The sequence below is a fragment of the Streptomyces sp. GMY02 genome (genome assembly GCF_019056675.1).
GTDB lineage: Bacteria > Actinomycetota > Actinomycetes > Streptomycetales > Streptomycetaceae > Streptomyces > Streptomyces odonnellii.
On record NZ_CP077658.1, the window covers coordinates 3365318 to 3391857 of the forward strand.

The 26540-nt window shown below is 69.6% G+C and carries 27 protein-coding genes, 3 tRNA genes and 1 pseudogene; 10 read left to right on the plus strand and 21 right to left on the minus strand.

Features of this window, described 5'->3' with window-relative positions; all coding sequences use genetic code 11:
• Positions 1-63: 63 nt before the first annotated feature.
• The 6 genes from KQY30_RS14105 to KQY30_RS14130 all read right to left on the minus strand — a co-directional run bounded on the left by KQY30_RS14105 (position 64) and on the right by KQY30_RS14130 (position 2289).
• Positions 64-642: a TetR/AcrR family transcriptional regulator gene (locus tag KQY30_RS14105; RefSeq protein ID WP_217307115.1), complete on the minus strand. Its 579-nt coding sequence runs from the start codon at positions 640-642 to the stop codon at positions 64-66.
• A gap of 200 nt (positions 643-842) precedes the next feature.
• Positions 843-1271, minus strand: a complete 429-nt coding sequence (locus KQY30_RS14110) for a MaoC family dehydratase (RefSeq protein WP_217307116.1) — start codon at positions 1269-1271, stop codon at positions 843-845.
• 5 nt (positions 1272-1276) lie between these two features.
• Positions 1277-1729 carry a MaoC family dehydratase N-terminal domain-containing protein gene (locus KQY30_RS14115; RefSeq protein ID WP_217307117.1) on the minus strand — a complete coding sequence of 151 codons (453 nt, stop codon included), beginning with the start codon at positions 1727-1729 and terminating at the stop codon, positions 1277-1279.
• 108 nt (positions 1730-1837) lie between these two features.
• Entirely contained in the window at positions 1838-2002 is a 165-nt protein-coding gene (gene rpmG, locus KQY30_RS14120) for a 50S ribosomal protein L33 (RefSeq protein ID WP_003956487.1), read from the minus strand.
• A gap of 92 nt (positions 2003-2094) precedes the next feature.
• Positions 2095-2167 (minus strand) — tRNA-Met (locus tag KQY30_RS14125).
• 49 nt (positions 2168-2216) lie between these two features.
• Positions 2217-2289: transfer RNA gene (locus KQY30_RS14130), tRNA-Thr, on the minus strand.
• A 429-nt stretch (positions 2290-2718) separates the two neighbouring features.
• Between KQY30_RS14130 and KQY30_RS14135 the strand changes: the two genes are divergently transcribed.
• On the plus strand, positions 2719-3978 hold the full coding sequence (locus KQY30_RS14135) for an amidohydrolase family protein (protein ID WP_217307118.1): 1260 nt from the start codon (positions 2719-2721) through the stop codon (positions 3976-3978).
• 197 nt (positions 3979-4175) lie between these two features.
• The gene (locus KQY30_RS14140; protein WP_217307119.1) at positions 4176-4829 is read left to right on the plus strand and encodes an SDR family oxidoreductase; all 654 of its coding nucleotides are present in this window, start codon (positions 4176-4178) and stop codon (positions 4827-4829) included.
• 183 nt (positions 4830-5012) lie between these two features.
• Here the strand turns inward: KQY30_RS14140 and KQY30_RS14145 are convergent.
• A tRNA-Tyr gene (locus tag KQY30_RS14145) sits at positions 5013-5094 on the minus strand.
• Positions 5095-5335: 241 nt separating this feature from the next.
• Between KQY30_RS14145 and KQY30_RS14150 the strand changes: the two genes are divergently transcribed.
• The 3 genes from KQY30_RS14150 (at position 5336) to KQY30_RS14160 (ending at position 7104) form a co-directional block, all read left to right on the plus strand.
• The gene (locus tag KQY30_RS14150; protein WP_046497806.1) at positions 5336-5824 is read left to right on the plus strand and encodes a YajQ family cyclic di-GMP-binding protein; all 489 of its coding nucleotides are present in this window, start codon (positions 5336-5338) and stop codon (positions 5822-5824) included.
• A gap of 120 nt (positions 5825-5944) precedes the next feature.
• Positions 5945-6448 (plus strand): methylated-DNA--[protein]-cysteine S-methyltransferase, encoded by a 504-nt coding sequence (locus KQY30_RS14155; protein WP_217311048.1) that lies wholly within the window; start codon positions 5945-5947, stop codon positions 6446-6448.
• On the plus strand, positions 6445-7104 hold the full coding sequence (locus KQY30_RS14160; protein ID WP_217307120.1) for an alpha-ketoglutarate-dependent dioxygenase AlkB: 660 nt from the start codon (positions 6445-6447) through the stop codon (positions 7102-7104). Before KQY30_RS14155 ends, KQY30_RS14160 begins: the two co-directional genes overlap by 4 nt.
• A 16-nt stretch (positions 7105-7120) precedes the next feature.
• On the opposite strand, the gene KQY30_RS14165 is transcribed toward KQY30_RS14160, so the two are convergent.
• The 13 genes and pseudogenes from KQY30_RS14165 to KQY30_RS14225 form a co-directional block, all read right to left on the minus strand.
• Positions 7121-7390, minus strand: coding sequence for a GlsB/YeaQ/YmgE family stress response membrane protein (locus KQY30_RS14165; protein ID WP_217307121.1), 270 nt, complete (start codon positions 7388-7390; stop codon positions 7121-7123).
• Positions 7391-7642: 252 nt separating this feature from the next.
• A complete protein-coding gene (locus KQY30_RS14170) occupies positions 7643-8035 on the minus strand; it encodes a YccF domain-containing protein (protein ID WP_217307122.1) in 393 nt (130 codons plus the stop codon).
• Positions 8032-8895, minus strand: a complete 864-nt coding sequence (htpX, locus tag KQY30_RS14175) for a zinc metalloprotease HtpX (protein WP_217307123.1) — start codon at positions 8893-8895, stop codon at positions 8032-8034. The genes KQY30_RS14170 and htpX overlap by 4 nt, the downstream gene beginning before the upstream one ends.
• Before the next feature lie 208 nt (positions 8896-9103).
• The gene (locus tag KQY30_RS14180) at positions 9104-10663 is read right to left on the minus strand and encodes an NADH-quinone oxidoreductase subunit N (protein ID WP_254407122.1); all 1560 of its coding nucleotides are present in this window, start codon (positions 10661-10663) and stop codon (positions 9104-9106) included.
• Complete coding sequence (locus tag KQY30_RS14185; protein ID WP_217307124.1) at positions 10660-12249, minus strand: NuoM family protein; 1590 nt, start codon at positions 12247-12249, stop codon at positions 10660-10662. Before KQY30_RS14185 ends, KQY30_RS14180 begins: the two co-directional genes overlap by 4 nt.
• A 3-nt stretch (positions 12250-12252) precedes the next feature.
• On the minus strand, positions 12253-14259 hold the full coding sequence (locus KQY30_RS14190; protein ID WP_217307125.1) for an NADH-quinone oxidoreductase subunit L: 2007 nt from the start codon (positions 14257-14259) through the stop codon (positions 12253-12255).
• The gene (nuoK, locus tag KQY30_RS14195) at positions 14256-14609 is read right to left on the minus strand and encodes an NADH-quinone oxidoreductase subunit NuoK (protein WP_217307126.1); all 354 of its coding nucleotides are present in this window, start codon (positions 14607-14609) and stop codon (positions 14256-14258) included. The genes KQY30_RS14190 and nuoK overlap by 4 nt, the downstream gene beginning before the upstream one ends.
• Positions 14609-15241, minus strand: a complete 633-nt coding sequence (locus tag KQY30_RS14200) for an NADH-quinone oxidoreductase subunit J (RefSeq protein WP_217307127.1) — start codon at positions 15239-15241, stop codon at positions 14609-14611. The genes nuoK and KQY30_RS14200 overlap by 1 nt, the downstream gene beginning before the upstream one ends.
• Positions 15238-15765 (minus strand): NADH-quinone oxidoreductase subunit I, encoded by a 528-nt coding sequence (locus tag KQY30_RS14205; RefSeq protein WP_217307128.1) that lies wholly within the window; start codon positions 15763-15765, stop codon positions 15238-15240. The genes KQY30_RS14200 and KQY30_RS14205 overlap by 4 nt, the downstream gene beginning before the upstream one ends.
• Positions 15765-16733, minus strand: a complete 969-nt coding sequence (locus tag KQY30_RS14210; RefSeq protein WP_217307129.1) for a complex I subunit 1 family protein — start codon at positions 16731-16733, stop codon at positions 15765-15767. Before KQY30_RS14210 ends, KQY30_RS14205 begins: the two co-directional genes overlap by 1 nt.
• Positions 16734-16993: 260 nt before the next feature.
• A pseudogene (locus KQY30_RS14215) lies at positions 16994-17761 on the minus strand (NADH-quinone oxidoreductase subunit C); the annotation flags it as partial.
• Complete coding sequence (locus tag KQY30_RS14220) at positions 17761-18420, minus strand: NADH-quinone oxidoreductase subunit B (protein ID WP_217307131.1); 660 nt, start codon at positions 18418-18420, stop codon at positions 17761-17763. The gene KQY30_RS14220 and the pseudogene KQY30_RS14215, both read right to left, overlap by 1 nt.
• Positions 18411-18803 carry an NADH-quinone oxidoreductase subunit A gene (locus KQY30_RS14225; RefSeq protein WP_217307132.1) on the minus strand — a complete coding sequence of 131 codons (393 nt, stop codon included), beginning with the start codon at positions 18801-18803 and terminating at the stop codon, positions 18411-18413. Before KQY30_RS14225 ends, KQY30_RS14220 begins: the two co-directional genes overlap by 10 nt.
• 179 nt (positions 18804-18982) lie before the next feature.
• On the opposite strand from KQY30_RS14225, the gene KQY30_RS14230 reads away from it, so the two are divergent.
• From KQY30_RS14230 to KQY30_RS14250, 5 genes are all read left to right on the plus strand, one after another.
• The gene (locus KQY30_RS14230) at positions 18983-20167 is read left to right on the plus strand and encodes a sensor histidine kinase (protein ID WP_217307133.1); all 1185 of its coding nucleotides are present in this window, start codon (positions 18983-18985) and stop codon (positions 20165-20167) included.
• Positions 20168-20303: 136 nt separating this feature from the next.
• Positions 20304-21710, plus strand: coding sequence for a sensor histidine kinase (locus KQY30_RS14235; protein ID WP_217307134.1), 1407 nt, complete (start codon positions 20304-20306; stop codon positions 21708-21710).
• 157 nt (positions 21711-21867) lie between these two features.
• Entirely contained in the window at positions 21868-22527 is a 660-nt protein-coding gene (locus tag KQY30_RS14240; RefSeq protein ID WP_302185365.1) for a response regulator transcription factor, read from the plus strand.
• A gap of 386 nt (positions 22528-22913) precedes the next feature.
• Complete coding sequence (locus tag KQY30_RS14245) at positions 22914-24881, plus strand: 2-oxoacid:acceptor oxidoreductase subunit alpha (protein ID WP_217307135.1); 1968 nt, start codon at positions 22914-22916, stop codon at positions 24879-24881.
• Complete coding sequence (locus tag KQY30_RS14250) at positions 24874-25932, plus strand: 2-oxoacid:ferredoxin oxidoreductase subunit beta (RefSeq protein ID WP_217307136.1); 1059 nt, start codon at positions 24874-24876, stop codon at positions 25930-25932. Before KQY30_RS14245 ends, KQY30_RS14250 begins: the two co-directional genes overlap by 8 nt.
• Before the next feature lie 77 nt (positions 25933-26009).
• Here KQY30_RS14250 and KQY30_RS14255 read toward each other — a convergent pair whose 3' ends face one another.
• Positions 26010-26444 (minus strand): helix-turn-helix domain-containing protein, encoded by a 435-nt coding sequence (locus tag KQY30_RS14255; protein WP_217307137.1) that lies wholly within the window; start codon positions 26442-26444, stop codon positions 26010-26012.
• Between the last annotated feature and the right edge of the window lie 96 nt (positions 26445-26540).

The following is a 26540-nucleotide window of genomic DNA, read 5'->3' on the forward strand; positions in this document are numbered from 1 at the left end:
ACTTCTGGGGCAGAAGAACGGGGCGTGCGCGGGCAGGGCCGCGCACGGGCGAGTGAGCGCGGTTCAGCCGTCTGCCGGCCGCTCCGGGTCCACCGGGCGTGCCGAAGGGAAGAACCCGGACCAGACACGGTCCTGAGACGGAAAGCCCAGCGAGACAAGGGTGTTGATCAGCATCCCGTAGGCCAGGAAGTCGGTGGTCGTGTCGACGTCGGCCCCGAGCGCGAGATGGACCATGTCCCAGAGCTCCATCCAGCCGGCCCGTACGGAATCGCCGAAGGCGTGGTCGCCCGCGGCCTCGGCTGCCGCCACCGCGACATACATCTGCATCTGCATGTGCAGCTTTTCCGGGTCCTCGGAGATGAGCTGCTGGTAGGCGGTGGCCATGGAGTGGAGGGCCTCCTCGCCCTCCAGCCCCTCGGACGCCTGCCGGAGGACGCGAGTGGTGTCCGCGAGACTGCGCTGGGCGGCGCCGAGGAAGATGGCCTCTTTGTTGGGGAAGAGCCGGAAGAGGTACGGCTGCGAGACACCGACCCGGCGGGCGATCGCCTCCGTGGAGGTGCCGTTGTACCCGGCGCGGGCGAACTCGGTGATCGCCGCGCGGACGACGCTCTCGCGCCGCTCTTCTGCGCTCATCCTGACCATACGAGAAAGTTATTGAGTACTTACTAACTCTGTCAACCCTCGGTATGGGCGAGGTCCCGGCGTAAGGGGCGCCCGTAATGGCCGGCGCCCCTTACCTACGCGCTGTGATCCTGACGTACGTGGTGTGGTTTTTGCTGCGTACGCGGCGTGATGCCCACCTGCGTGATGTGGGCCCACCTGCGTCGACCTGGTGGCGCCGGTCAGGCCAGCCGTACGACCGCGCGGGACATGCCCAGCACCTTCTGGCCCGCGCTCATGGCCGTCAGGTCCACTCGTACCCTGCCGTCGTCCAGCTTGGCCGCGACCTTGGCGCTGACCTCGACCAGCGCGCCCTTGTCGTCATTGGGCACCACGACGGGCTTGGTGAAGCGGACACCGTACTCGACGACGGCCCCCGGGTCGCCGACCCAGTCGGTCACCACCCGGATCGCCTCGGCCATGGTGAACATGCCGTGCGCGATGACGTCCGGGAGACCGACCTCCTTCGCGAACTTCTCGTTCCAGTGGATCGGGTTGAAGTCCCCCGACGCACCCGCGTACCGCACCAGCGTCGCCCGGGTGACGGGGAAGCTCTGCGCGGGCAGCTCCGTACCGACCTCGACCTCGTCGTAACCGATCTTCGCGGTCATCGGTCTCATGCCTCCCCGGCGGCCCGCGCCACCAGCTTCGTCCACGCGGTCACCACATGCTCGCCGGCCTCGTCGTGCACTTCGCCCCGTACGTCGATGATGTCGTTCCCGGCCAGGGACTTGATCGTCTCGATGGTCGAGGTGACGGACAGCCGGTCCCCCGCCCGTACGGGACGGGTGTACGCGAACTTCTGGTCGCCGTGCACCACCCGGCTGTAGTCAAGGCCCAACTGCGGATCCGCGATGACATCGCCCGCCGCCTTGAAGGTGATCGCGAACACAAACGTCGGCGGGGCGATCAGGTCGCTGTAACCAAGCGCCTTGGCGGCCTCGGGGTCCGTGTACACCGGATTGGGATCGCGCACCGCCTCGGCGAACTCGCGGATCTTCTCCCGGCCGACCTCGTACGGCTCGGTGGGGGGATAGCTCCGCCCCACGAAGGACTGATCGAGCGCCATGGACTCGCTCCCTCCTGATGGATGTGACCACTACATAACGACACGGGGGCCGCCACAAACGACACGAGGCCGTCCCCCAATGGGGACGGCCTCGCAGACGAGCCTGATTCAGCGCGTTTCGCGGTGCGCGGTGTGCGAGTTGCAGCGCGGGCAATGCTTCTTCATCTCAAGACGGTCCGGGTTGTTGCGCCGGTTCTTCTTGGTGATGTAGTTCCGCTCCTTGCACTCCACGCAGGCCAGCGTGATCTTCGGGCGGACGTCGGTGGCAGCCACGTGAGTGCTCCTTGGACGGACAACGGATGAACAGATGAACGCAGAAAAGAGTAGCCGATCGAAGGACCGACCCCACAATCGGCTACTGTGTGTAGCGGTGACCGGACTTGAACCGGTGACACAGCGATTATGAGCCGCTTGCTCTACCGACTGAGCTACACCGCTGCGATGTTGGATCTCCTCGCCCGGACGGGCGAGGATCACCGAACATCTGAGCCCCAATACGGAATCGAACCGTAGACCTTCTCCTTACCATGGAGACGCTCTACCGACTGAGCTATTGGGGCGAGCGATGAAGACATTACACGGTCGATTGCCGTTCGCCCAAATCCGTTTCCCGGCCACTTTCCCGGCTCTGGCCCGGTCTCGCCGTCGTCTCGCCGCTGTGTCACCGCTGCTCCGGTGACGCTGTGTCCGCGGCCACGCAGCGGCCCGTCAGTGGCCCCCTCAACGGCCCCTCAGTGACCCCTCAGCCGCCCGTCGGTGGCTCCTCGGTGGCTCCTCGTTGATCCCTCCCGGCACTTCTCCGGACTCCTGTCCCAGGTGCCCCGACGGCCCCTGGACGCTCATGAGCCACCGGACGGGCGCGCCGGTACGACTATTGCGCTCCTCCTCGAAGCACGGCGGGGCCGCCCCTAGGCTCGACTCACGCTGCGCGGGCTCGCCGCGATGCCCGTACGCCCGAGCCCGCCCAGACAGTCCCGACCAGGAGCCCGATGCCCGACAGCCAGCCGCAGCCGCCCGGCGGCGCCACGGCCGATCCCGCCGCGCTGGTGCTCTGCGGCGCCCGTCTCACCGACGGCCGTACCGTCGACGTACGGCTCAGCGGGGGCCGGATCGAGGCGGTGGGCACGGCCGGCAGCCTCAGCGCGCAGGGCACCCGGGTGGATCTCGCCGGTTATCTGCTGCTCCCCGCCCCCGCGGAACCGCACGCCCACAGCGACACCGCGCTCACCGCGCCCGCCTGCGACGGCCCGGTGTCGTACGCCCCCGAGGACGTCCAGCGCCGCGCCACCGAGGCCACCCTGCTCCAGCTCGGGCACGGCGCGACCGCGCTGCGTTCGCATGTACGGATCGGGGACGCGCAGGAACTCGGCCGGATGGAGGCGGTCCTCCAGGCCCGGCGCTCGCTACGCGGCCTCGGCGATCTGACCGCCGTCGCGGTGCCGCGGCTGCTGACGGGGCTCGCGGGCGCCGACGGGCTCGCGATGCTGCGGGACGCGGTGAAGATGGGCGCGGGGGTGGTGGGCGGCTGCCCCGATCTCGACCCTGATCCGGCGGGTTATGTGGAGGCGGTGCTGGGGGTCGCCGCCGAGCACGGCTGTCCGGTCGATCTGCATACGGACGGTGACAATCCGGCGCGGCTCGCCCGGCTGGCGGCGATGGCGGGCGGCATGCGGCCCGGTGTGACACTCGGGCCGTGCGCGGGGCTGGCCCGGCTGCCGACCGAGGTGGCGGCCCGGTCGGCCGCCCAGTTGGCGGCGGCCGGGGTGACGGTGGTCTGTCTGCCGCAGGGAGGCTGCGGCGGTGTCGAACGCGGCGGTCCCGAGCAGCGGGGCGTCGCCCCCGTGTCCCTGCTGCGCGCGGCCGGGGTCCGGGTCACGGCGGGCAGCGGGGCGCTGCGGGACGTGTCGAATCCCGTGGGGCGCGGAGATCCGCTGGAGGCCGCGTATCTGCTGGCCTCGCAGTCCGGGATGCGGGCGGCGGACGCGTACGACGCGGTGAGCGGGGCGGCTCGGGCGGCGATGGGGCTGCCGGAGGTACGGGTGGAGGCGGGCTTTCCCGCGGAGCTGCTGGCGGTGCGCGGGGAGCGGATCGCGGACACGCTGTCGCTGGCGTACAGCAGGATCGTGATCCACCGGGGGCGGGTGGTGGCGCGGACGAGCGCGGTACGGGAGTACTGCGACACGGCGGCGACGGTCGCGCTGGAACTCCCGCGCCAGGGACGCTCCGACCCGGCGCACGGCGGTCCTTGACGGACGCGGGGACGGCGTCCCGTGGGGAGCGGGGGCGGGGTCTGCGCGGAGGCCGGCGGCAGGTTCGAGGTTCGGTGAGGGGCCGGTGGCAGGGTCCGTGAAGGAGCCGGCGGCAGGGTCTGTGCGAGGGCCGACGGCGGGGGTGGCGCGGCCCGGTCGCTCGGACGGTCATGACCATCCGGCGTACGGTCGTGTCCATGCGAATTGTGATCGCCGGAGGGCATGGTCAGATCGCGCTACGGCTGGAGCGGTTGCTCGCCGGGCGCGGAAACGAGGTCGCGGGGATCATCCGCGACCCGGATCAGGCGGAGGATCTGCGGACCGCGGGCGCCGAACCGGTCGTCCTGGACCTGGAGTCGGCCTCGGTCGAGGAGGTCGCCGCGGTCCTGGAGGGCGCGGACGGCGCGGTGTTCGCGGCGGGCGCGGGCAGCGGGAGCGGCGCGGCGCGCAAGGACACGGTGGACCGCGGCGCGGCGGTCCTCTTCGCGGACGCCGCGGAGCGTGCCGGCGTACGGCGCTATCTCCTCGTCTCCTCGATGGGCGCCGACCCGGATCACCGCGGGGACGCGGTCTTCGACGCGTATCTGCGCGCCAAGGGCAAGGCGGAGGTGTACGTACGGTCCAAGCCGGGCCTCGACTGGACGGTGCTGCGTCCGGGGATGCTGACGAACGACGCGGGCACGGGACTTGTCCTGCTGGCGGAGTCGGTGAAGCGGGGCGCGGTGCCCCGCGACGATGTGGCGGCGGTCCTCGCGGAACTCCTGGACACCCCGGCCACGACGGGCCTCACCCTGGAACTGACCAGCGGGCCGACCTCGGTGACGGAGGCCACGAAGACAGCCGCCCGCTGAGCCGGGGCCGAGCCGCAGGACGCCTTCCTCAACTCCCCGATCGGCCATGCCTGTTCGGCGCCGAGCGGGACCTGCGGGGCGCGGGCCATGACTCGGCCCGTGCAACACCGTCCATGGCCATAGCGCACAAAAATGGCCCCTGGCCTGCGTTTCCGCAGGTCAGGGGCCATCTCTTTTATCGCGTGGCGGCGCCAGGATTCGAACCTGGGTAGGCTAAGCCGACGGATTTACAGTCCGCTCCCATTGGCCACTCGGGCACACCGCCATGGGATGTCGCTGCCGACCGGGTGGGCCGCTGTGAGGCGGTGCTCCGTGGCAACGACGTAAACGATACCCGATGCCCAGGGGTGCTCCGCCACCGGATTGATCAGCGCTCCGGGCGGGTGCGGGTGACTAGGCTTTACGGCAGCGACCGGCGGTGTCCGGCCGCGCAGCGAGCATGCGACGAGCACCCGATGTGCACCCGGTGAGCATCCGGGCCGCACCGATACAAGGAGCCACAGGACATGGCCGACTCCAGTTTCGACATCGTCTCGAAGGTCGAGCGGCAGGAGGTCGACAACGCCCTCAACCAGGCCGCGAAGGAAATCTCTCAGCGTTACGACTTCAAGAACGTCGGAGCCTCCATCGGCTGGTCCGGCGAGAAGATCCTGATGGAGGCGAACTCGGAGGAGCGGGTCAACGCGATCCTCGATGTCTTCCAGTCGAAGCTGATCAAGCGCGGGATCTCCCTGAAGGCGCTGGACGCCGGCGAGCCCCAGCTCTCCGGCAAGGAGTACAAGATCTTCGCCTCGATCGAGGAGGGCATCTCCCAGGACAACGCCAAGAAGGTCGCGAAGATCATCCGCGACCAGGGCCCCAAGGGGGTCAAGGCCCAGGTGCAGGGCGACGAGCTGCGGGTCAGCTCGAAGAGCCGCGACGACCTCCAGACGGTGATCGCACTGCTGAAGGGCCAGGACTTCGACTTCGCCCTCCAGTTCGTGAACTACCGGTGACCATGTGATCCGACCCGCACGGTGGTGTCCGAATTCCGCCAGCTTCGCGGGCTCCGGAGGCAGAGACTCGTCACTGAGGCACCGAAGACCACGGTGCGAGGAGAGGAGCGGGTCATGGCTCTGACCGTGTACACGACGATCGGCAGTCCGCTGGGTGAACTGCTGCTGGTCGGCCGGGAGTCCGCCACCGCCAAGGGCGGTGTCGCGCTCGCCTCGGTCTCCCTGCCCGGGCAGAAGGGCGCGGCCGTCGTGCGGGACGGCTGGGTCCGGGCGCCCGAGGCTTTCGAGGAGATCGCCGGGCAGTTCAGGGCGTACTTCGACGGCACGCTGACGCGGTTCGATCTGGAGTACGCGGACGTCGGCACGGACTTCCAGCGGCGGGTCTGGCGGGCGCTGGACACCATTCCGTACGGCGAGACCGTGACGTACGGGCAGATCGCCGCGCGGGTCGGCTCCTCCGGGGCCGGGGTTCGGGCGGTGGGTACCGCCATCGGGCGGAATCCTCTGCTGGTCGTACGGCCGTGCCACCGCGTGATCGGCGCTGACGGAGCGCTGCGCGGGTACGCCGCCGGTCTGGAGCGCAAGGAGCGCCTCCTCGGCCTGGAGGGTGCTCTCGTGTCATGAGCGGAGAACTGTTCCCGAGGCCACGGGCGGTCATCGCGCCCGGGGCCGTGCATGTCCCCGACTGGCTGTCGGAGGAACGGCAGCGGGAGCTGGTGAGCGCCTGCCGCGAGTGGGCCCGCGGGCCGGTGCCGATCCGGCACACGGTGCTGCCGAGCGGCGGGGTCATGTCCGTACAGACCGTCTGCGTGGGCTGGCACTGGCAGCCGTACACGTACACCCGTACCGCCGGGGATGTGAACGGGGCCCGGGTCGCCGAGTTCCCCGACTGGCTCGTACAACTGGGGCGTGCCGCGGTCACCGAGGCGTACGGCGACCCGGCGGCCGGTGCGGCGTACACCCCGGACACCGCGCTGATCAACTTCTATGAGGGCGGCGCGAAGATGGGGATGCACCAGGACAAGGACGAGAAGTCCGGCGCGCCGGTGGTGTCCCTGAGCATCGGCGACCGTTGTGTCTTCCGCTTCGGCGGTACGGAGAACCGGGGGCGGCCGTACACCGATGTCGAACTCTCCTCCGGCGACCTCTTCGTCTTCGGAGGAGCGTCCCGCTTCGCCTACCACGGCGTGCCCAGGGTCTTCCCCGGTACGGCCGACCCGGCGACCGGCCTGCGCGGCGGACGGCTGAACATCACCCTGCGGGAGACGGGCCTCGGCTGAGGCCTTTCCTGCCGGGTCAGCGGGACCGGGAGTGGCCGAAGAGGAGCCTGTATATGACGAGCAGGACGAGCGCCCCGCCGATGGCGGCGCCCCACGTCGCACCGTCGTAGAAATCCGCGGATATGGGCCGGTCGAGCCACCGGGCCGAGATCCAGCCTCCGATGAAGGCGCCGGCGATACCGATGACCGTCGTGCCGATCAGCCCGCCGGGGTCGCGGCCGGGAAGCAAAATCTTGGCGACGGCTCCGGCGATCAGTCCGAGAATGATCCAGCCGAGAATGCTCATACGCTGAACCTGCCTTTCCTGCTGTTGCCCCTCAGGACGCCGGGGAAGCCGGGCGCGGTTGCGACACGGCCGCCGTGAACGGCGACGGTGGCCCGGCGCACGGCGTACCCAATACACTTCTGCCCCCGCGGGCGCGCAACAGTGGCGGACTTCTGTAACTGCTCGGTCTCGGTCATGAGTTCATGGTGGACCATGGCACGGACAGTCGGCCCGCCCTGTGGACAACTCCGCGCCGCCCGCCCCTGACCTGGGTCAGCGCGTCCCGAACCGCTGGTCGGTGGGCACGATTTCCTTGCCGAGCGGCATCAGCGAGATCGGGATCAGCTTGAAGTTGGCGAGGGCCAGCGGGATTCCGATGATGGACACGCAGAGCGCGATGCCCGTGAGGACATGGCCGAGGGCGAGCCACCAGCCCGCGAGAATCAGCCACAGCACATTGGCGACGCACGACGGCGCCCCGGCGCCGGGCCGCTCGACCGCGGTGTAGCCGAACGGCCACAGCGCGAAGAGTCCGATGCGGAAGGCGGCCACGCCGAACGGGATTCCGATGATCGTGACGCACAGCAGCACGCCCGCCAGCAGATATCCAAGGCACATCCAGAAGCCGCACAGGACGAGCCAAATGATGTTGAGGATTGTCTTCATGGTCGGCGACCTGCCATCTGTTCCAGTCGGGCGATGCGCTCCGCCATCGGCGGGTGCGTCGAGAACAGCTTCGCGAACCCCTGTCCCGGGCGGAAGGGATTCGCGATCATCATGTGGCTGGCGGTCTCGATGCGTGGCTCGGGCGGCAGCGGGAGCTGTCTCGTCCCCGCGTCCAGCTTCCGCAGCGCGCTCGCCAGGGCGAGCGGATCGCCGGTGATCTGCGCGCCCGAGGCATCCGCCTCGTACTCCCGGGACCGGCTCACCGCGAGCTGGATGACCGAGGCCGCAAGGGGTCCCAGGATCATGATCAGGAGAAACCCGACGATGCCGGGCCCGTCATCGTCGTCGGAACGGCCCACCGGGATGAGCCAGGCGAAATTGACCAGGAACATGACGACCGAGGCGAGGGCTCCCGCGACCGAGGAGATCAGGATGTCGCGGTTGTAGACATGGCTCAGTTCATGGCCGAGCACTCCACGCAGCTCGCGCTCGTCGAGTATCTGGAGGATCCCCTCCGTGCAGCAGACCGCGGCGTTACGGGGATTGCGGCCCGTGGCGAAGGCGTTGGGCGCCTGGGTCGGTGAGATGTACAGCCGCGGCATGGGCTGGCGGGCCGCGGTCGACAGCTCGCGGACGATGCGGTAGAGCTGCGGCGCCTCGAACTCGCTGACGGGGCGGGCGCGCATGGCGCGCAGCGACAGCTTGTCGCTGTTCCAGTAGGCGTACGCGTTGGTGCCGATGGCCACGACAAGCGCGACGATCAGGCCCGTACGGCCGAAGACGCTGCCGATCCCGATGATGAGTGCGGACAGTCCCCCGAGGAGTACGGCGGTCCTCAACCCATTGTGCCGGCGGTGCACGGTACGCCCTCCAGGTCGTGCGGCAGGGGAACCCTTTTCTGGTGCTTCTCCACTCTCCAGTGGACCCTTCCGTACTGGTCAACGCCAGGCGAGCGGTGCGGGTTCCCTTGCGCGCGCGGACCCGGGCGTACGCCGTCCGGGTGGTGCGGCACGGAGGAGAGCGGTGTGACGGGACGGGGTTCGTGGTCCCGGTGGTCTTCGGCTGGTCTCAGAACAGGCCGGTGGCGGCGAAGCGCAGCACCAGTTGGGGCGCTCCTGAGAGGGCGAGCGCTGCCACGGCGGTCAGGGCGATGGCCGCGGTGAGTGCTGCCGGGGCGGGGCGTATGACCAGTTCACCCGCCCCTGAGGGCTCGCCGGAGCCGTCACCTGTGGGAGTGCCCTCCGGGGCGCGGAAGAGGGCCGCGGTCCACTGGAGGTAGTAGTAGAGCGCGATCACCACATTGACCGCCATGACGACCGCCAGCCAGCCGAGCCCCGCGTCGACGGCCGTCGAGAAGACGGTGACCTTGGCGAACAGGCCGATGATGCCGGGCGGCAGCCCCGCCAGGCAGAGCAGGAAGAAGCCCATCGCGAGGGCGACGGCCGGTCGCTGGGAGGCGAGGCCCCGGTAGTCGGAGAGGCGGTTCAGCGGCTTCGTACGCGTCACCAGAACGACGACGGCGAAAGCACCCAGGTTGACGATGGCGTACATCAGGGCGTACGCGACGGTCGACCCGATCCGTGCCGTGTCCGCGTAGCCGGCGGCGGCGATCGGCACCAGGAGGTAGCCGGCCTGGCCGACGGACGACCAGGCGAGCAGCCGTACGGCGCCGCCCGCGCGCGTGGCCGACTGGCGCAGCGCCGCGGTGTTTCCGACGGTCATGGTGAGCGCGGCGAGCACCGCGAGGACCGGCCCCCAGACGTGCGCGTACGAGGGGAAACCGACGACGGTCACCAGGATGAGGCCCGAGAAGCCGACCGCCTTGCCGACGACGGAGAGATACGCGGCGATGGGCAGCGGCGCACCCACATAGGTGTCGGGGACCCAGAAGTGGAAGGGGGCCGCGGCCGTCTTGAAGGCGAATCCGACCAGGGTCAGGGCAACGCCCGCCGTGGCGAGGGTGACCAGTTGGGCGGGGACGCCGCCGTCCAGCCGGGCGGCGACCCGAGTGAGGTGGAGGCTGCCCGTCGCGGCGTACACGAAGCTGACGCCCAGGAGCATCACGGCCGTCGCCGTGACCGAGGAGAGGAAGAACTTCAGCGCGGCCTCGGAGGAGCGCCGGTCGCCGCGCCTCAGTCCCACCAGCGCGAAGGCGGGCAGGGAGGCGACTTCGAGTGCGACGACCAGGGTGGCGAGATCGCGCGAGGCGGGCAGCAGGGCCGCGCCGGCCGCGGAGGCGAGCAGCAGAAACCAGTACTCCCCCACGGGGAGTTCCCGGATACCGCTGAGCGAGAGCAGTGCGGTGAGCAGCGCCCCTCCGAGCACCAGCAACTGGATGACCAGCGCGAAGTGGTCGGCGGTGTAGCTGCACACCGTGGGGTCGGCGGGAAGACAGAAGGTTGAGCGGCCACCGTCACGCAGAGGCAGCAGCGTGAGGAGGGCGGCGACGAGACCGGTGACCGTCAGGGCCCCGAGGAGCGGTTTGCGCTGCTCCGGTACGAAGAGATCGGCGACCAGGACGACCAGAGCGGCCACCGCCGTGATGGTGGGGGGCGCGATCGCGAGCCAGTCGATGGACTGGACGAGCCCGGCGGCGCTCGCGATGCTCCCGGCGGCGGCCACGGTCACGACTTGCCTCCTGCGAGAAGCTGCTGCACGGCGGGGTCGGTGAGGCCGAGGAGGGCCGCGGGCCAGAGTCCGGCGAGTACGGTCAGGGCGACGAGCGGGGTCCAGGCGGCGAGTTCGTACGTCCGGACATCGGCGAGGTGCGGCGCTTCCGGCGGTTTGACGCCCATACAGACCCGGCGTACGACGATCAGCAGATACGCGGCGGTGAGCAGGGTGCCGAAGCCCGCGATCACCATGAAGGTGAGGAATGCGGGACGGCTCAGCCCGTCCGCGGGGTCGAAGGCACCGAACATCGTGAGCATCTCGCCCCAGAATCCGGCGAGTCCGGGCAGTCCGAGCGAGGCGACGGCAGCGAACGCGAGCAGACCGCCGAGGCGGGGCGCACGGCCGTAGAGCGCGGCTCCGGTGGCGCCGGCGAGGGTGTCCAGGTCGGCGGTGCCGTACCGGTCCTTGACCGCTCCGACCAGGAAGAACAGCAGGCCGGTGATCAGACCGTGGGCGATGTTGGCGAAGAGCGCGCCGTTGACGCCGGTGGGGGTCATGGTCGCGATGCCGAGCAGGACGAAGCCCATGTGGCCGACGGAAGAGTAGGCGATCAGCCGTTTGAGGTCGCCGCCCGCGCCCTGCCCGGCGAGTGCGAGACAGGCGAGGGATCCGTAAACGATGCCGACGACGGCGAAGGCGGCGAGGTACGGCGCGAAGATCCGCATCCCGTCCGGGGCGATGGGCAGGACAATGCGGACGAAACCGTACGTACCCATCTTGAGCAGTACGCCGGCGAGGAGTACGGAACCGACGGTCGGGGCGGCGGTGTGAGCATCCGGCAGCCACGTGTGCAGCGGCCACATCGGAGTCTTCACAGCGAGCCCGACACCGATCGCCAGAACGGCGATGACCTGCACGGATGTGCTCAGCCCCCGGCCGTTGTCAGTGGCGAGTGCCATCATGTCGAATGTGCCTGCGCGGAGCCCGATGAGCAGCAGGCCGAGCAGCATGACCACGGAACCGAGCAGCGTGTAGAGGATGAACTTCCAGGCGGCGGCCTGCCTGCCGCCGGTGACTCCTTCCGATCCGCCCCAGCGGGCGATCAGGAAGTACATCGGGATCAGCACCATCTCGAAGGCCAGGAAGAAGAGGATCAGATCGAGGACGGCGAACGTCGCCAGGGTGCCGGACTCGAGGACGAGCAGCAGGGCGACGAATGCCTTCGGCGAGGGGCCGACAGGCGGCTTGAAGTAGCTGTAGAGCGCGCAGAGGAAGGTCAGCAGCGCGGTCAGGACCAGAAGGGGGAGTGAGATGCCGTCGATGCCGAGGTGGATCCGGATGTCCAGTGCCGCGATCCAGCTCACGTCCGTCGTGGCCTGCATCCTCGACGGCTGGTCGTGGTCGAAGCCGAGTGCCAGGACGATCGCGGCGATGAGAATCGCGCCGGTCACGGTCACGCCGTGGCGCAGCACGGCTTGGTCGGGGCTCCTGCCCCGCAGTCCGGGCGGGGCCGGGAGGAGCGCGGCCACGGCGCTGATGAGCGGCCCGGCGACGATCAACGCGAGAAGGAACTGCATCACGGACTCACTGATATCGATCACGGCTCACGCTCCGGCGGCGACGAGTACGGCGGCGACGGCCAGGACGACGGAGCCGGCGAGCAGGGCGCTCACATAGGTCTGCACATTGCCGGTCTGCGCGCGGCGTACGGCGGCGCCGAGCCAGCGTGTGCCCGTGCCCGCTCCGCGTACGTAGGTGTCGACGACCTCGCGGTCCAGGAAGCGGACCAACCGGGCGGCGGCCAGGACGGGGCGTACGAACAGGCGGTGGTAAACGGCGTCGAGATGAAAGCCGGTCGCGGCATGCCGGTGGAGCGGGCCCAGCAGCAGCCGGCTGGGGTCGGCCGGGTCGGGGGCCGTCGCGGGCGAGCCGTAGACACGGGTGTGGATCTCCATTGCCTCCACCTCGGCGAGGGCGGGCTCGGCGTCCGGGTGCGCGATGACGGCGTCGATCGGGGTGCGGGCCGCGAGCGCGGTGGTGTGGCGCCAGCAGCCATAGGTGACCAGACCACCGACGAGGACGACTCCGGTGCCGAGGACGGAGGTGGTGAGGTTCGGGGCGAGGCTGTGGCCGTCGAACCATTCGGGGAGATGGCCGACGGCCAGGCCGAGGCCGATGGAGGGGATGGCCAGCACCCAGAGAACGGCGTTCATGGCGAGGGGCTGCTTGCCGTGGTCGGGGGCCTCGGCGCCGCGGCCGCGGAAGGCCAGCAGCCACAGGCGGGTGGCGTAGGCGGCGGTGAGGAGGGCGGTGAGGAGTCCGGCGATCAGTACCGTCCAGCCGGCGGCGCCGGGGCCGTTGCCGTACTCGCCCAGGGCGGCGTGCTCGGCGGCGACGAGGACCGATTCCTTGGAGAAGAAGCCGGCGAAAGGAGGGATCGCGGCGAGGGCGAGCAGGGCGACCGCCATCGTCCAGTAGGCGTCGGGGATGCGCCGGGGAAGGCCGCTCATCCGGGACATGGCGGCCAGTGAGTTGGTGCCGGCGGCATGGATGATCACACCGGCGCCGAGGAAGAGGAGGGCCTTGAAGACGCCGTGCGCGAGGAGGTGGAAGACGGCCGCGTCGCGGTCGCCGACGGCCAGGGCGCCCGACATGTAGCCGAGTTGGCCGATGGTCGAGTAGGCGAGGACCCGCTTGATGTCGTCCTGGGCGAGGGCGGCGAGCGCCGAGCCGACCATGGTGACCGCGGCCAGCGCGCCCAGGACCACCATCGCGGCCGTGGAGGCGGCGAAGACGGGGAGGAGCCGGGCCACGAAGTAGATACCGGCGGCGACCATCGTCGCGGCATGGATCAGCGCGGAGACGGGCGTGGGGCCCGCCATCGCGTCGGGCAGCCAGGTGTGCAGCGGGAACTGGGCGGACTTGCCGGCCACGCCCGCGAGCAGCAACAGCGCGACCAGGGTGGGGTGGTCCAGGCCACCGCTCGTGACGGCGTTCAGGATGCCGGTGATCCGGAACGTACCGGCGTCGGCGGCGAGTGCGAACAGGCCGAACAGGAAGGGGACATCGCCGAGCTTGGTGACCAGGAACGCCTTGAGGGAGGCCGCGCGTGCCTCGGGGGTCTCCCAGTAGTGGCCCACGAGGAAGTACGAGCAGATGCCCATGACCTCCCAGCCGACCAGCAGCACCATCAGATCGCCGGAGTAGACGACCAGCAGCATCGCAGAGGTGAAGAGGGAGACGAGCGCCGCGTACGAGGGGTAGCGGGCGTCGCCGCGCAGATAACCGGTCGAGTAGATCTGCACGCACGACGCGACGACACCGACGAGTACGGCGGCCAGAGCGGCGAAGCCGTCGATGAAGAGGGCGAGGTCGATGGGGACCGAGCCGGTGGGGGTGAACCGGGTCGCGGCTTCCAGCGGCGCCGTACCGCTGCCGGATCCACCGCCCTGGCGGATGGCCACGACGATGGCGAGGGCGGCGGCGGCCAGGGTCGGCAGCACGGCGAGGGGGCGTACGAATCCGGGCGAGGTGCGGCCGAGGAGCAGTCCCGCGACCGCGCCGAGGAACGGAAGCAACGGGACCAGCACGGCGAGGGTCGTGGTGTTCACGCGATGACCTCGGCCTTCTCTGCCGCCGGTGCGTCGGGCTCCGCACGTTCAGCGGTGTCGCGGAGCCGGTCGACGTCCGAGCTGCCGCGGTTGCGGTAGACCATCAGGACGATCGCCAGGCCGATGCCGATCTCCGCGGCGGCGATGGCGATGACGAAGAGGGTGAGCGCCTGGCCGGTGTGCAGGGTGTCGCGGATCCAGACGTCGAAGGCGACGAGATTGAGATTGACGGCGTTGAGCATCAGCTCGACGGACATCAGGACGAGGATCGCGTTGCGGCGGGCGAGCACGCCGTACAGCCCGGTGCAGAACAGGAGGGCCGCGAGCACGGCGGGATAGGCGAGATGCATCAGCGCTGCTCCTTACCGCTGCCGCCGGGGGTGCCGCTGTCTTCGTCGGCCGGGCTGCCGTCCTTCGCCGCGCCGCTGTTCTTGCGGGACAGGACGATCGCGCCGACGAGTGCGGCGAGCAGAAGAACGGAGAGGGCTTCGAAGGGCAGCACCCAGTTCCGGAACAGGAACCGTCCCGACACCTCGGTGGAGCCCTGGGCCGGACCGCCCAGGTCGATCCAGGTCGTACGGAACGCGTCGACGACCACCCAGACCAGGGCGGCCGCCGCGGCGAGGGCCACCGCGAGCGCGACCGGGCGGTTGCCCGAATCGGCGTCCGGGGAGCGGCCGATGGGCGCCTTGGTGAGCATCAGACCGAAGAGCAGGAGGACCACGACGGAACCGATATAGATGAGGACCTGCACCCAGGCGATGAACTCCGCCGTCAGCAGCAGGTATTCGACGGCCAGGCCGCCGAGCGCCATCACCAGCCAGAGGGCCGCGTGCACCAGTTGGCGGGTGGTGACGGTGACTATGGCCGCGCCGAGGGTGACCAGGCCGACCAGCACGAAGGTGATCTCAACGCCGGTCGGTGAGAGGAAGCCGCGTTCTGCCGCCGCGGTGGCGGTCGCCGCGGTCGCCGCGAGGCTCACTCGCCGGCCTCCCGCTTCTCGGCTGTCTTGCGGGCCGCGGTGACCTCTTTCGGCTCCTCCGCGCCCGGGTCCAGCGCGGGTGGCGCCGGCACCGTCCACATCCATTCGCGGAGCCGGTCCCGCTCATGGGTGAGGTCGCGGATGTCCGTCTCCGCGTACTCGAACTCCGGTGACCAGAACAGCGCGTCGAAAGGACACACCTCGATGCAGATACCGCAGTACATGCAGAGCGCGAAGTCGATGGCGAACCGGTCGAGGACATTGCGGCTGCGCTCGCGGCCCCCGGGGACCGCGGCCGGCACGGTCTCCTTGTGGGAGTCGATGTAGATGCACCAGTCGGGGCACTCACGGGCACAGAGCATGCAGACCGTGCAGTTCTCGTCGAACAGCGCGATCACGCCCCGGCTGCGGGGCGGGAGTTCGGGCTGCGTCTCGGGGTACTGCGCGGTGACGGACTTCCTCGTCATCGTCCGCAGGGTGACGGCCAGGCCCTTGGCCAGGCCCGAGCCGGGGATCGGGGACACTAGTCGATCGCCACCTTCACGATGCCGGTGAGCGCGATCTGCGCGAGAGCGAGCGGGATGAGTACGGTCCAGGCGAGCCTCTGGAGCTGGTCCTCGCGCAGCCGCGGATAGCTCACCCGCAGCCAGATGACGGCGAAGGCGAGGACGGCCACCTTGAGGAGCGTCCAGACCCAGCCGAGGCTGTCGGCACCGAACGGGCCGTGCCAGCCGCCGAGGAAGAGGACGGTGGTCAGTGCGCAGAGGATGACGATCCCCGCGTACTCGGCGAGGAGGAACAGGGCGAAGCGCAGACCGGTGTATTCGGTGTAGGCGCCGAAGATGATCTCGGAGTCGGCGACCGGCATGTCGAAGGGCGGGCGCTGGAGTTCGGCGAGGCCCGCCACGAAGAAGACCAGAGCGCCGACGATCTGCCAGGGCAGCCACCACCACTCGAAGGCATCGAGGATGCCGGGGAGCGAGACGGTGCCGGCCGCCATCGCCACCGAGGCGGCGGCGAGCAGCATCGGCAGCTCGTACGCGAGGAGTTGAGCGGCGGTCCGCAGTCCGCCGAGAAGGGAGAACTTGTTGGCCGAGGCCCAGCCCGCCATGAGCGAGCCGAGCACACCGACACCCATCACGGCGAGGACGAAGAAGATGCCCGCGTCCACGACCTGGCCGACCGCGCCCTCGCCGGGGCCGACCGGGATCACAACCAGGACGAGCAGATACGGGAGGAGAGCGACGGCGGGGGCGAGCTGGAAGATACGGCGGTCGGCGTCGGCCGGGACCACATCCTCCTTCTGTACGAACTTCACACCGTCGGCGATGAGCTGCGCCCAGCCGTGGAAGCCGCCCGCGTGCATGGGGCCGAGGCGGCCCTGCATATGGGCCATCACCTTGTGTTCGGTCTGCCCGACCACCAGGGGGAGGACCAGGAACACGGCGAAGACGACGACCAGCCGGAGGGCGACGTCGAGTACGTCGTTCACGCGTCTCCTCCGGAACGGTCGTTCTCGGCGGAGTCACCCTCGGAACCGCCGCTCTCGGGACGGCCGCTTTCAGGACGGCCGCTCTCGGACTGATCGCTCTCCGGGCGGGGCTTGTGCCAAGGGGCGTCCGGGGTGGGCGGTGCGGGCGGTGTCCCGCCCCGCTGGGAAGCGGAGCCCTCCCCCGCGCTGCGCGACCGGCGGGCCGGGCCGGTACCCGGTGTCTCCGCCGGCCCGGTGCCGCTGTCCTCGGCACCGGCGGGGCGGCTCGCCGAGCCTTCCGAGGCGCTCCGCGTACGCCGTACGGGACGGTCACCGGCAGCGCGGGCACCACGGGCCGGCGCTGCGGGGAGCCGGCCCTTGAGGGGGCCCCACTCGTTGGGGTCGGGTACGCCGGGCGGAAGCATCTGGCGGCGCTTGGGGCCGCCGTGTTCGGACTCTCCCGGCTCCTTGGCGCCCGGCCACGCCTTGACGACCCGGGCCGCGAGAACGAAGTCCTTGCGCAGCGGGTGGCCTTCGAAGGTTTCCGGGAGAAGGAGCGGGACCAGGTTCGGGTGGTCGGTGAAGGAGACACCGAACATCTCGTGCGTCTCACGTTCGTGCCAGCCCGCGCCCGCGTAGACGCCGACGGCCGTGGGCAGGACGGCCGCCTCGTGCGGAACGGTCGTACGGACGAGCAGGCGGCGGACCGTACGGCCCGTACCGCCGCCCAGGGCGACGACATGGGCGCAGACGCGGAAGCCCGTGCCCGGTTCGTCGACGGCGCTCAGCCAGTCGAAGTAGGTGCAGCCAAGGCGGTCGCGTGCGGTTTCGAGGGCGGTGATCCAGGAGGTGACGGGGACATCGACCGTGAGCAGGTCGTACGCCCGCTCGGCCGTGGCCTCCTCGCCGAAGATCTCGGCGACGGCCTCGGGGAGCCGGTCGTAAGCGGCAGCCGCGTCCCCGGCGCCGGGACCGCCCGCGCCCTGAGCCTCCCGGTCCCCCTGATCCCGGCCGTCCGTGCCGTCCGGATCCCGTCCGTCGGCGGCCATCAGGCGCCCTCCCCCGGTGTCGGCGGGGCGGGGACCAGGCCGCTGCGCAGCGCGGCGGGCGAGGGCCGGCCGGCCGAGGCGTAGCGCTCGCCGAGCGATTCGCGGGCGATCTTCTCCTGGAGCTTCAGGATCCCCTGGAGCAGCGCCTCGGGCCGGGGCGGACAGCCCGGCACATAGACGTCGACGGGGATGACCTGGTCGACGCCCTTGGTCACGGAGTACGAGTCCCAGTAGGGGCCGCCGCAGTTGGAGCAGGCGCCGAAGGAGATCACGTACTTGGGCTCGGGCATCTGCTCGTACAGCCGCTTCACCGCGGGAGCCATCTTGTCCGTGACCGTGCCCGAGACGACCATCAGATCGGCCTGGCGCGGCCCCGGGGCGAAGGGGATCACCCCGAGCCGGATGAAGTCGTGCCGGGACATGGAAGCGGCGATGAACTCGATCGCGCAGCAGGCGAGACCGAAGTTGAAGACCCAGAGGCTGTAGCGGCGGCCCCAGTTGAGGACCACCTTCATGGGCTTGGGGGCCAGCCGGGAGAGGACCCCCAGCCGTCTGGGCTCCGGCAGCGTCTGAGGCCCGGCGCCGGATCCGGGTGCGGCCCCGGACTCGGACCCGGAAGCGGAATCAGCAGCGAACGCCGAGGCAGGGGTCACGTCCATTCCAGGACGCCCTTCTTCCATGCGTAGAGCAGTCCCACGGCCAGGAAGCCGAGGAAGACGAACATCTCGACCAGCGTCGTGGCACCGTACCCGGGAGCGGCGAAGACGGTCGCCCACGGAAACAGGAAGATCGAGTCGACCGCGAAGATCACATAGAGGAACGCGTAGACGTAGTAGCGGACCTGGGTGTGCGCCCAGCCCTCACCGACCGGATCCACTCCGCACTCGTACGTGAGCAGCTTCTCCGGCGTCGGCACCACCGGCCGCAGCAGCCGGCCCGCGCCGAAGGCCACGGCGACGAACAGCACACCGACGACCGCGAGCAGTCCGACGACCGAGTAGCTCCGGAAGTAGTCCGCCGCGAGAACGGTCGATCCCGACACGTCCGCCCCTCGCTCCCTGACCTCGTAGCAGTTCTTCTCGACGATCTGTACGGACGGGAGTCTAGGCCCTGTTAAAGAGACGGTAAGCAGCCCCGTCTCAGAGAGTGGGGTTATCCCTACTCTCCCCCACCCAGCAACCCCATGGCGTCCGGCATCGCAGGCGTGCAGGCTTGAGCCTTATGACCGTGAGCAACAGCCTCCCCGACGACGACCGGCCGCCCGCCGCGCGCATCGCGTACGACCGGCACACCTGGAAGGAGATCGCACATCTCCTCGCGAACCTTCCGGTCTCGCTGATCGGATTCACCTATGTGATATTCACCGTCTCGACCGGTGCGTCGCTGTCGGTGACGGTGATCGGTCTGCCCTGGCTCGTCGCCGGTCTCACGGGCGCGCGGCTGCTCGGCCGTGCGGAGCGTGCGCGGGCGCGCGCGCTGCTGGGCATACGGATCGAGGAGCCGAGCCCCCTGTTGGGACGCCGGGGCGCGCACCGCTCCGACGGTGTGCTGAGCTGGGTATGGGCGGGGCTCAAGGATCCGGTGGCCTGGCGGACGGTGCTGTACGAATTCATACGGCTGCCCTGGGGCGTGCTGACCTTCGCCGTTACCTTGGTGGGTCTCTTTGTCTTCTGGCCGTTCCTCCCCTTTGTCGTGCGCGGGCTGGCCAATGTCGACCGGGCGATGGTGCGGGGGCTGCTCTCGCCCTCCGACGAGCTGGAGCGGCGGATAGCCGAGCTGGAGTCGGACCGGGGTGTGGTCGTGGACACCGCAGCCGCCGACCTGCGCCGGATCGAACGCGACCTCCACGACGGCGCCCAGGCCCGACTCGTCGCCCTCGCCATGGACCTCGGCCTGGCCAAGGAAAAACTCACCGAAGACCCCGAAGCCGCAGCACGCATGGTCGACGAAGCACACGGCGAAGTAAAAACAGCCCTCCAAGAACTACGCGACCTCGCACGCGGCATCCACCCCGCCGTCCTCACCGACCGCGGACTCGACGCAGCACTCTCCTCCATAGCCGCCCGCTGCACCGTCCCCGTAACCGTCACCGTCGACCTCACCCAACGCCCCGCACCCGCCATCGAAGGCATCGCCTACTTCACCGTCTCCGAACTCCTCCAGAACATCAGCAAACACAGCGGCGCCCGCACCGCGTCCGTCGATGTGTGGCAGGCGGAGAACCGGCTGCTGGTCCAGGTCCAGGACGACGGGCGCGGCGGCGCGCGGCTGGACGGCGGTACGGGCATGTCCGGGCTGGCCGAGCGGCTCGGCGCGGTCGACGGGCTCTTCGTCCTCGACTCACCGGCCGGCGGGCCGACGGTCGTGACGGCGGAGCTGCCGTGGCGGCAGCGCGGCAAGGACTGACCGCACCGCGGCGGGGGTCCCGGGGGTAGGGAAAACCCCAGGGCGAAGACGGAGACCGGCCTCATGGTGCGGGCGCGGCGGCCCCAGCAGCATGGAGATATACGGAAACCGCCCGCTCGCAGAACGGACACCGCCGATGGCCACGGACCACGGATACGGCGACCACGGATATGGCTACGGCCCCGAATCCGCGCATGCGGCCGGCCCTGGCCACGACTACCGATACGGCTATGAACGGGGGCGCGGATCGCGCCGACGGCCCCCGTTTCTCCCTCCCGCCCTGCGCGCGCCCATAGAGGCTCGCACCTGGCGCGAGTTCAGCTATCTGCTGCTCAGCCTGCCGATCAGCACGCTCCTGTTCGGCTACGCGATAACGACGCTCTCGCTCGGTGCCGGCCTGCTCGTGACCTTCATCGGTATTCCGCTGCTGGCGGTGGGGCTGGCCGGCTGCCGCGGCTTCGGCATGGTGGAGCGGGCCCGGGCGCGCAGTCTGCTGCGGCTGGACGTACCCGAGCCCGAGCCCGTACGGGGCAAGAAGAGCGGAGTGATGTCCTGGGTCGGCGCGGTCCTGAAGAGCGGGGTGTCCTGGCGGCATCTGCTCTACGGGGTGCTGCACTTTCCCTGGGCGCTGTTCGGATTCGTGGTGTCGGTGACGTTCTGGACCACCGGGTGGACGCTGTTCCTGTATCCGCTGTGGCACTGGGTGTCCCCCAGGTATCTCGGCCAGCCGGGTATCGCGCTGTACAGCGACGTCGACGGCAATGACTTCTATGTCGACACACCGTTCGAGATCGGTATCACTTCCGCGATCGGGCTGGTGATCGTCCTTGCCTCGCCCTGGGTGATACGCGGCCTGGTGAGCGTGGACCGGCTGATGGTCTCCGGGCTGCTCGGACCGTCCCGGCTGGCCACCCGGGTCTCGGAGCTGGAGTCGGACCGGGGTGTGGTCGTGGACACCGCAGCCGCCGACCTGCGCCGGATCGAACGCGACCTCCACGACGGCGCCCAGGCCCGACTCGTCGCCCTCGCCATGGACCTCGGCCTGGCCAAGGAAAAACTCACCGAAGACCCCGAAGCCGCAGCACGCATGGTCGACGAAGCACACGGCGAAGTAAAAACAGCCCTCCAAGAACTACGCGACCTCGCACGCGGCATCCACCCCGCCGTCCTCACCGACCGCGGACTCGACGCAGCACTCTCCTCCATAGCCGCCCGCTGCACCGTCCCCGTAACCGTCACCGTCGACCTCACCCAACGCCCCGCACCCGCCATCGAAGGCATCGCCTACTTCACCGTCTCCGAACTCCTCCAGAACATCAGCAAGCACTCCCAGGCACGGCGGGCGGCGGTGGAGGTGTGGCAGACGCACGACCGGCTGATGCTCCAGGTCACGGACGACGGCAAGGGCGGCGCGGACACCTCGGCCGGCAGCGGTCTGGCGGGGCTGACCGAGCGGCTGGACGCCGTGGACGGGATTCTGGTCATCGACTCCCCGCCCGGCGGCCCGACCACCGTCACGGCGGAACTGCCCTGGCGAGGGTGAGTCCGACCGTCGGCTTTACCTGGCTGCCCCGGCTGTCGACCGGTTATCCACAGGCTGCGCGAAGCGATCCGAATACTGCGATGCTGGGACGCGCGACAGCAGATGGACGGACGACGGACTTCGACAGTGGGGGCGCGACATGGTCGTGGAGGACAGGGTGCGGGTGGTCATCGCCGAGGACTCGGTGCTGCTCCGGGAGGGCCTGACCCGGCTGCTGACCGACCGCGGCCACAATGTGGTCGCCGGAGTCGGTGACGGGGAAGCGCTGATCAAGACGGTGGGCGAGTTGGCGGACCAGGACGCCCTGCCGGATGTGGTGGTCGCGGATGTGCGGATGCCGCCGACCCACACCGACGAGGGGGTGCGGGCGGCGGTGCGGCTGCGCCGCGATCATCCCGAGATCGGGGTGCTGGTGCTCTCGCAGTATGTGGAGGAGCAGTACGCCACCGAGCTGCTGGCCGGCAGCAGTCGGGGCGTCGGCTATCTGCTCAAGGACCGGGTGGCCGAGGTCCGGGAGTTCGTGGACGCGGTGGTCCGGGTGGCCAGGGGCGGCACCGCGCTGGACCCCGAGGTGGTGGCTCAGCTTCTGGGCCGGAGCCGCAAGCAGGACGTGCTGGCCGGGCTGACCCCCCGGGAGCGGGAGGTCCTCGGTCTGATGGCCGAGGGGCGGACGAATTCGGCGATCGCGAGACAGCTTGTGGTGAGCGACGGCGCGGTCGAGAAGCACGTCAGCAATATCTTCCTGAAGCTGGGGCTGTCCCCGAGTGACGGGGATCACCGGCGGGTTCTGGCCGTGCTGACCTACCTGAGAAACTGACCGCGCCCGGCCCCGTCCCGCCCGCGCTGTCCGCGCTCTGCTCCTCCATACGGCACCGGCGCCCACCGCCGTACACACCCCGCCCTCACCTTCCGCTCACTCCCCTCCACTGCCGCCCCGTCAGATGTGTGGCGGCCCCCACGGCCCGGGCAGGACCAGGCAGGATCCGGCGAGGACCTAGACCCAAAGGATGAGAGCCGAGCGACGGCCATGAAGGACTTCAGGCGCAGACAAAATACGACAGACAGGTACGCCGGTTTATCTCGGACTGGCGTCCACCATACGATCGGTCCGGGGAAGGCGACCCTTACCGACGTAGGGTTGCCACTGGGAGTGCCGGGTGGCCGGCATCTCCCGAGCCGCCGCCTCGAGGGAGGTCCAGTTCAGTGACCAGCCAGGTCAGTAGCCCAGCAGAGCACGCCGATGAGGCCGACGACGCCGGCAGTAGCGTGCGCGCCGCCGGTGATCGGCATGCCTCTCTGTCTGGCGAGAAGTCCGGCGAGAAGGAAGTCCGTCGTCTGGACCGGGTCATCATCCGCTTCGCCGGCGACTCCGGGGACGGAATGCAGCTCACGGGCGACCGGTTCACCTCGGAGACCGCGTCGTTCGGCAACGACCTGTCGACGCTGCCGAACTTCCCGGCCGAGATCCGGGCGCCCGCCGGGACCCTGCCGGGTGTCTCCTCGTTCCAGTTGCACTTCGCCGACCACGACATCCTCACCCCCGGCGACGCGCCGAACGTCCTGGTCGCGATGAACCCCGCCGCGCTCAAGGCGAACATCGGCGATGTGCCGCGCGGCGCGGAAATCATCGTGAACACCGATGAGTTCACCAAGCGTCCGATGGCCAAGGTCGGTTATCTGACCTCGCCGCTGGAGGACGGCTCACTGGACGGGTACCAGGTCCACCCGGTGCCGCTGACGACGCTGACGATCGAGGCGCTCAAGGAGTTCGGGCTCTCCCGCAAGGAGGCCGAGCGCTCGAAGAACATGTTCGCGCTCGGGCTGCTGTCGTGGATGTACCACCGGCCGACCGAGGGCACCGAGAAGTTCCTGCGCGCCAAGTTCGCCAAGAAGCCGCAGATCGCCGAGGCGAATGTGGCCGCGTTCCGCGCCGGGTGGAACTTCGGCGAGACCACCGAGGACTTCGCGGTCAGTTACGAGGTGGCCCCGGCCGGTACGGCCTTCCCGACCGGTACGTACCGCAACATCTCCGGGAATCTGGCCCTGGCGTACGGCCTGATCACCGCGAGTCACCAGGCGGAGCTGCCGCTCTACCTCGGCTCGTACCCGATCACCCCGGCCTCGGACATCCTGCACGAGCTGTCACGGCACAAGAACTTCGGTGTACGGACCTTCCAGGCCGAGGACGAGATCGCCGCCATCGGCGCCGCGCTGGGCGCGTCCTTCGGCGGTTCCCTCGCGGTGACGACCACCTCCGGTCCGGGTGTGGCGCTCAAGTCGGAGACGATCGGGCTCGCGGTCACCCTGGAGCTGCCGCTGCTGGTCGTCGCCATCCAGCGGGGCGGCCCCTCCACCGGTCTGCCGACCAAGACCGAGCAGGCGGACCTCCTTCAGGCGATGTACGGACGCAATGGCGAGGCTCCGGTGCCGGTGATCGCGCCGCAGACTCCGGCGGACTGCTTCGACGCCGCCCTCGAAGCCACCCGGATCGCGCTGACCTACCGCACGCCGGTCTTCCTGCTCTCCGACGGCTATCTGGCCAATGGCTCCGAGCCCTGGCGGATCCCGGAGACCGCGGAACTGCCCGATCTGCGGGTACGGTTCGCGACGGGCCCGAACCATCAACTGGCCGACGGCACCGAGGTGTTCTGGCCGTACAAGCGCGACCCGCAGACCCTGGCCCGCCCCTGGGCGGTGCCCGGCACCCCCGGTCTGGAACACCGCATCGGCGGGATCGAGAAGCAGGACGGCACGGGCAATATCTCGTACGACCCGGCGAACCACGACTTCATGGTGCGCACCCGCCAGGCCAAGATCGACGGCATCCAGGTACCCGATCTGACCGTCGACGACCCGGACGGCGCCCGTACGCTGGTGCTGGGCTGGGGCTCGACCTATGGCCCGATCACCGCCGCCGTCCGCCGGCTGCGCCGGGCCGGCACACCCGTCGCACAGGTGCATCTGCGCCACATCAACCCCTTCCCGCGCAACCTCGGGGAGATCCTGGCGCGTTACGACAAGGTCGTGGTGCCGGAGATGAACCTCGGCCAGCTCGCCGCCCTGCTCCGGGCCAAGTATCTGGTGGACGCGCACTCGTACAATCAGGTCAACGGCATGCCGTTCAAGGCCGAGCAGCTCGCCACCGCTCTCAAGGAGGCCATCGATGTCTGATGCCAACGAGTTGCTGACGCTGGTGCCCAAGGCCGCGGCCAAGCAGACGATGAAGGACTTCAAGTCGGACCAGGAGGTCCGCTGGTGCCCCGGCTGCGGTGACTACGCGGTGCTGGCCGCGGTCCAGGGCTTTATGCCCGAACTGGGCCTGGCCAAGGAGAACATCGTCTTTGTCTCCGGTATCGGCTGCTCCTCCCGCTTCCCGTACTACATGAATACGTACGGGATGCACTCCATCCATGGCCGCGCCCCCGCGATCGCCACCGGACTGGCCACCTCGCGCCGCGATCTGTCGGTCTGGGTGGTCACGGGCGACGGTGACGCGCTCTCCATCGGCGGCAATCACCTGATCCACGCGCTGCGCAGAAATGTCAATCTGAAGATCCTGCTGTTCAACAACCGGATCTACGGACTGACCAAGGGCCAGTACTCCCCGACCTCCGAGCTGGGGAAGATCACCAAGTCGACGCCGATGGGCTCGCTCGACGCGCCCTTCAACCCGGTGTCGCTGGCGATCGGCGCGGAGGCGTCATTCGTGGCCCGTACGGTCGACTCCGACCGCAAGCACCTCACCGAGGTGCTGCGTCAGGCCGCCGACCACCCGGGCACCGCGCTGGTGGAGATCTACCAGAACTGCAATATCTTCAACGACGGCGCCTTCGAGGTGCTGAAGGACAAGCAGCGGGCGGAAGAGGCCGTGATCCGGCTGGAGCACGGGCAGCCGATCCGCTTCGGCGCCGACGGGTCCAAGGGCGTGGTGCGGGACCCGGCCACCGGTGATCTCCAGGTGGTGGCCGTCACGCCCGAGAACGAGTCGCGGGTCCTTGTCCATGACGCGCACGCCGCGAGCCCGACGACGGCGTTCGCGCTGTCGCGACTGGCGGACCCGGACACCCTGCACCACACCCCGATCGGGGTGCTGCGCAGTGTCGAGCGTCCGGTCTACGACACCTTGATGTCGGACCAGCTCGACCAGGCCGTCGAGCGGAACGGCAAGGGCGATCTGGCGACGATGCTCGCGGGCGGCGACACCTGGACCGTCGTCGGCTGAGCCACCGGCCGGGGCTGAGCCGCTGGCGGGTATCCGCCCGGTATCACGACGCCGGTAAACGACAGGGCCCGGATCTCTCAGGAGGTCCGGGCCTTCGCGTATGCCTCGGGGCGCCCGTCGGGCCGGGGCGCCTCGTCGTGCGCCTCATGGGCCTCGTTGTACTTCTCGCGCGCCCCGAACACCTCGTCCAGCCGCTGTTCCACCCAGCGGGCCAGCCCCCACACCTGCTCGGCGGCCTCCCGCCCCAGCGCGGTCAGCGAGTAGTCCACATGCGGCGGGATGACGGGCCGGGCGTCGCGATGGACAAAACCGTCGCGCTCCAGCGTTTTCAGCGTCTGCGCGAGCATCTTCTCGCTGACACCGCCGATCTCGCGCCGCAGTTCGCTGAAGCGGTACGAGCGCTCCAGCAGGGCGGCCAGCACGAGCACGCCCCAGCGGCTCGTGACGTGCTCCAGGACCACCCGGGACGGGCACATCTGCCGGTTGACGTCCGGCATGTTGCTTACGGTCATACCAGTACCTTACTTCAAAGTGGGTACTTTCACTTGGTTAGTGCAGCCCCTAGGGTGAGTGCCAGAGCGCAATGAAATCGCATGAACTGGAGAAAT

Bases quoted from the DNA above. Each gene is read 5' to 3' on its own strand.
- KQY30_RS14255 (WP_217307137.1), bottom strand. From the start codon at position 26,444: ATGACCGTAAGCAACATGCCGGACGTCAACCGGCAGATGTGCCCGTCC.
- KQY30_RS14235 (WP_217307134.1), top strand. From the start codon at position 20,304: ATGGCCACGGACCACGGATACGGCGACCACGGATATGGCTACGGCCCC.
- KQY30_RS14110 (WP_217307116.1), bottom strand. From the start codon at position 1,271: ATGACCGCGAAGATCGGTTACGACGAGGTCGAGGTCGGTACGGAGCTG.
- KQY30_RS14115 (WP_217307117.1), bottom strand. From the start codon at position 1,729: ATGGCGCTCGATCAGTCCTTCGTGGGGCGGAGCTATCCCCCCACCGAG.
- nuoK (WP_217307126.1), bottom strand. From the start codon at position 14,609: ATGCATCTCGCCTATCCCGCCGTGCTCGCGGCCCTCCTGTTCTGCACC.
- KQY30_RS14165 (WP_217307121.1), bottom strand. From the start codon at position 7,390: ATGAGCATTCTCGGCTGGATCATTCTCGGACTGATCGCCGGAGCCGTC.
- KQY30_RS14160 (WP_217307120.1), top strand. From the start codon at position 6,445: ATGAGCGGAGAACTGTTCCCGAGGCCACGGGCGGTCATCGCGCCCGGG.
- KQY30_RS14135 (WP_217307118.1), top strand. From the start codon at position 2,719: ATGCCCGACAGCCAGCCGCAGCCGCCCGGCGGCGCCACGGCCGATCCC.
- KQY30_RS14150 (WP_046497806.1), top strand. From the start codon at position 5,336: ATGGCCGACTCCAGTTTCGACATCGTCTCGAAGGTCGAGCGGCAGGAG.
- KQY30_RS14220 (WP_217307131.1), bottom strand. From the start codon at position 18,420: ATGGACGTGACCCCTGCCTCGGCGTTCGCTGCTGATTCCGCTTCCGGG.
- KQY30_RS14230 (WP_217307133.1), top strand. From the start codon at position 18,983: ATGACCGTGAGCAACAGCCTCCCCGACGACGACCGGCCGCCCGCCGCG.
- KQY30_RS14250 (WP_217307136.1), top strand. From the start codon at position 24,874: ATGTCTGATGCCAACGAGTTGCTGACGCTGGTGCCCAAGGCCGCGGCC.
- KQY30_RS14105 (WP_217307115.1), bottom strand. From the start codon at position 642: ATGGTCAGGATGAGCGCAGAAGAGCGGCGCGAGAGCGTCGTCCGCGCG.
- KQY30_RS14170 (WP_217307122.1), bottom strand. From the start codon at position 8,035: ATGAAGACAATCCTCAACATCATTTGGCTCGTCCTGTGCGGCTTCTGG.
- KQY30_RS14140 (WP_217307119.1), top strand. From the start codon at position 4,176: ATGCGAATTGTGATCGCCGGAGGGCATGGTCAGATCGCGCTACGGCTG.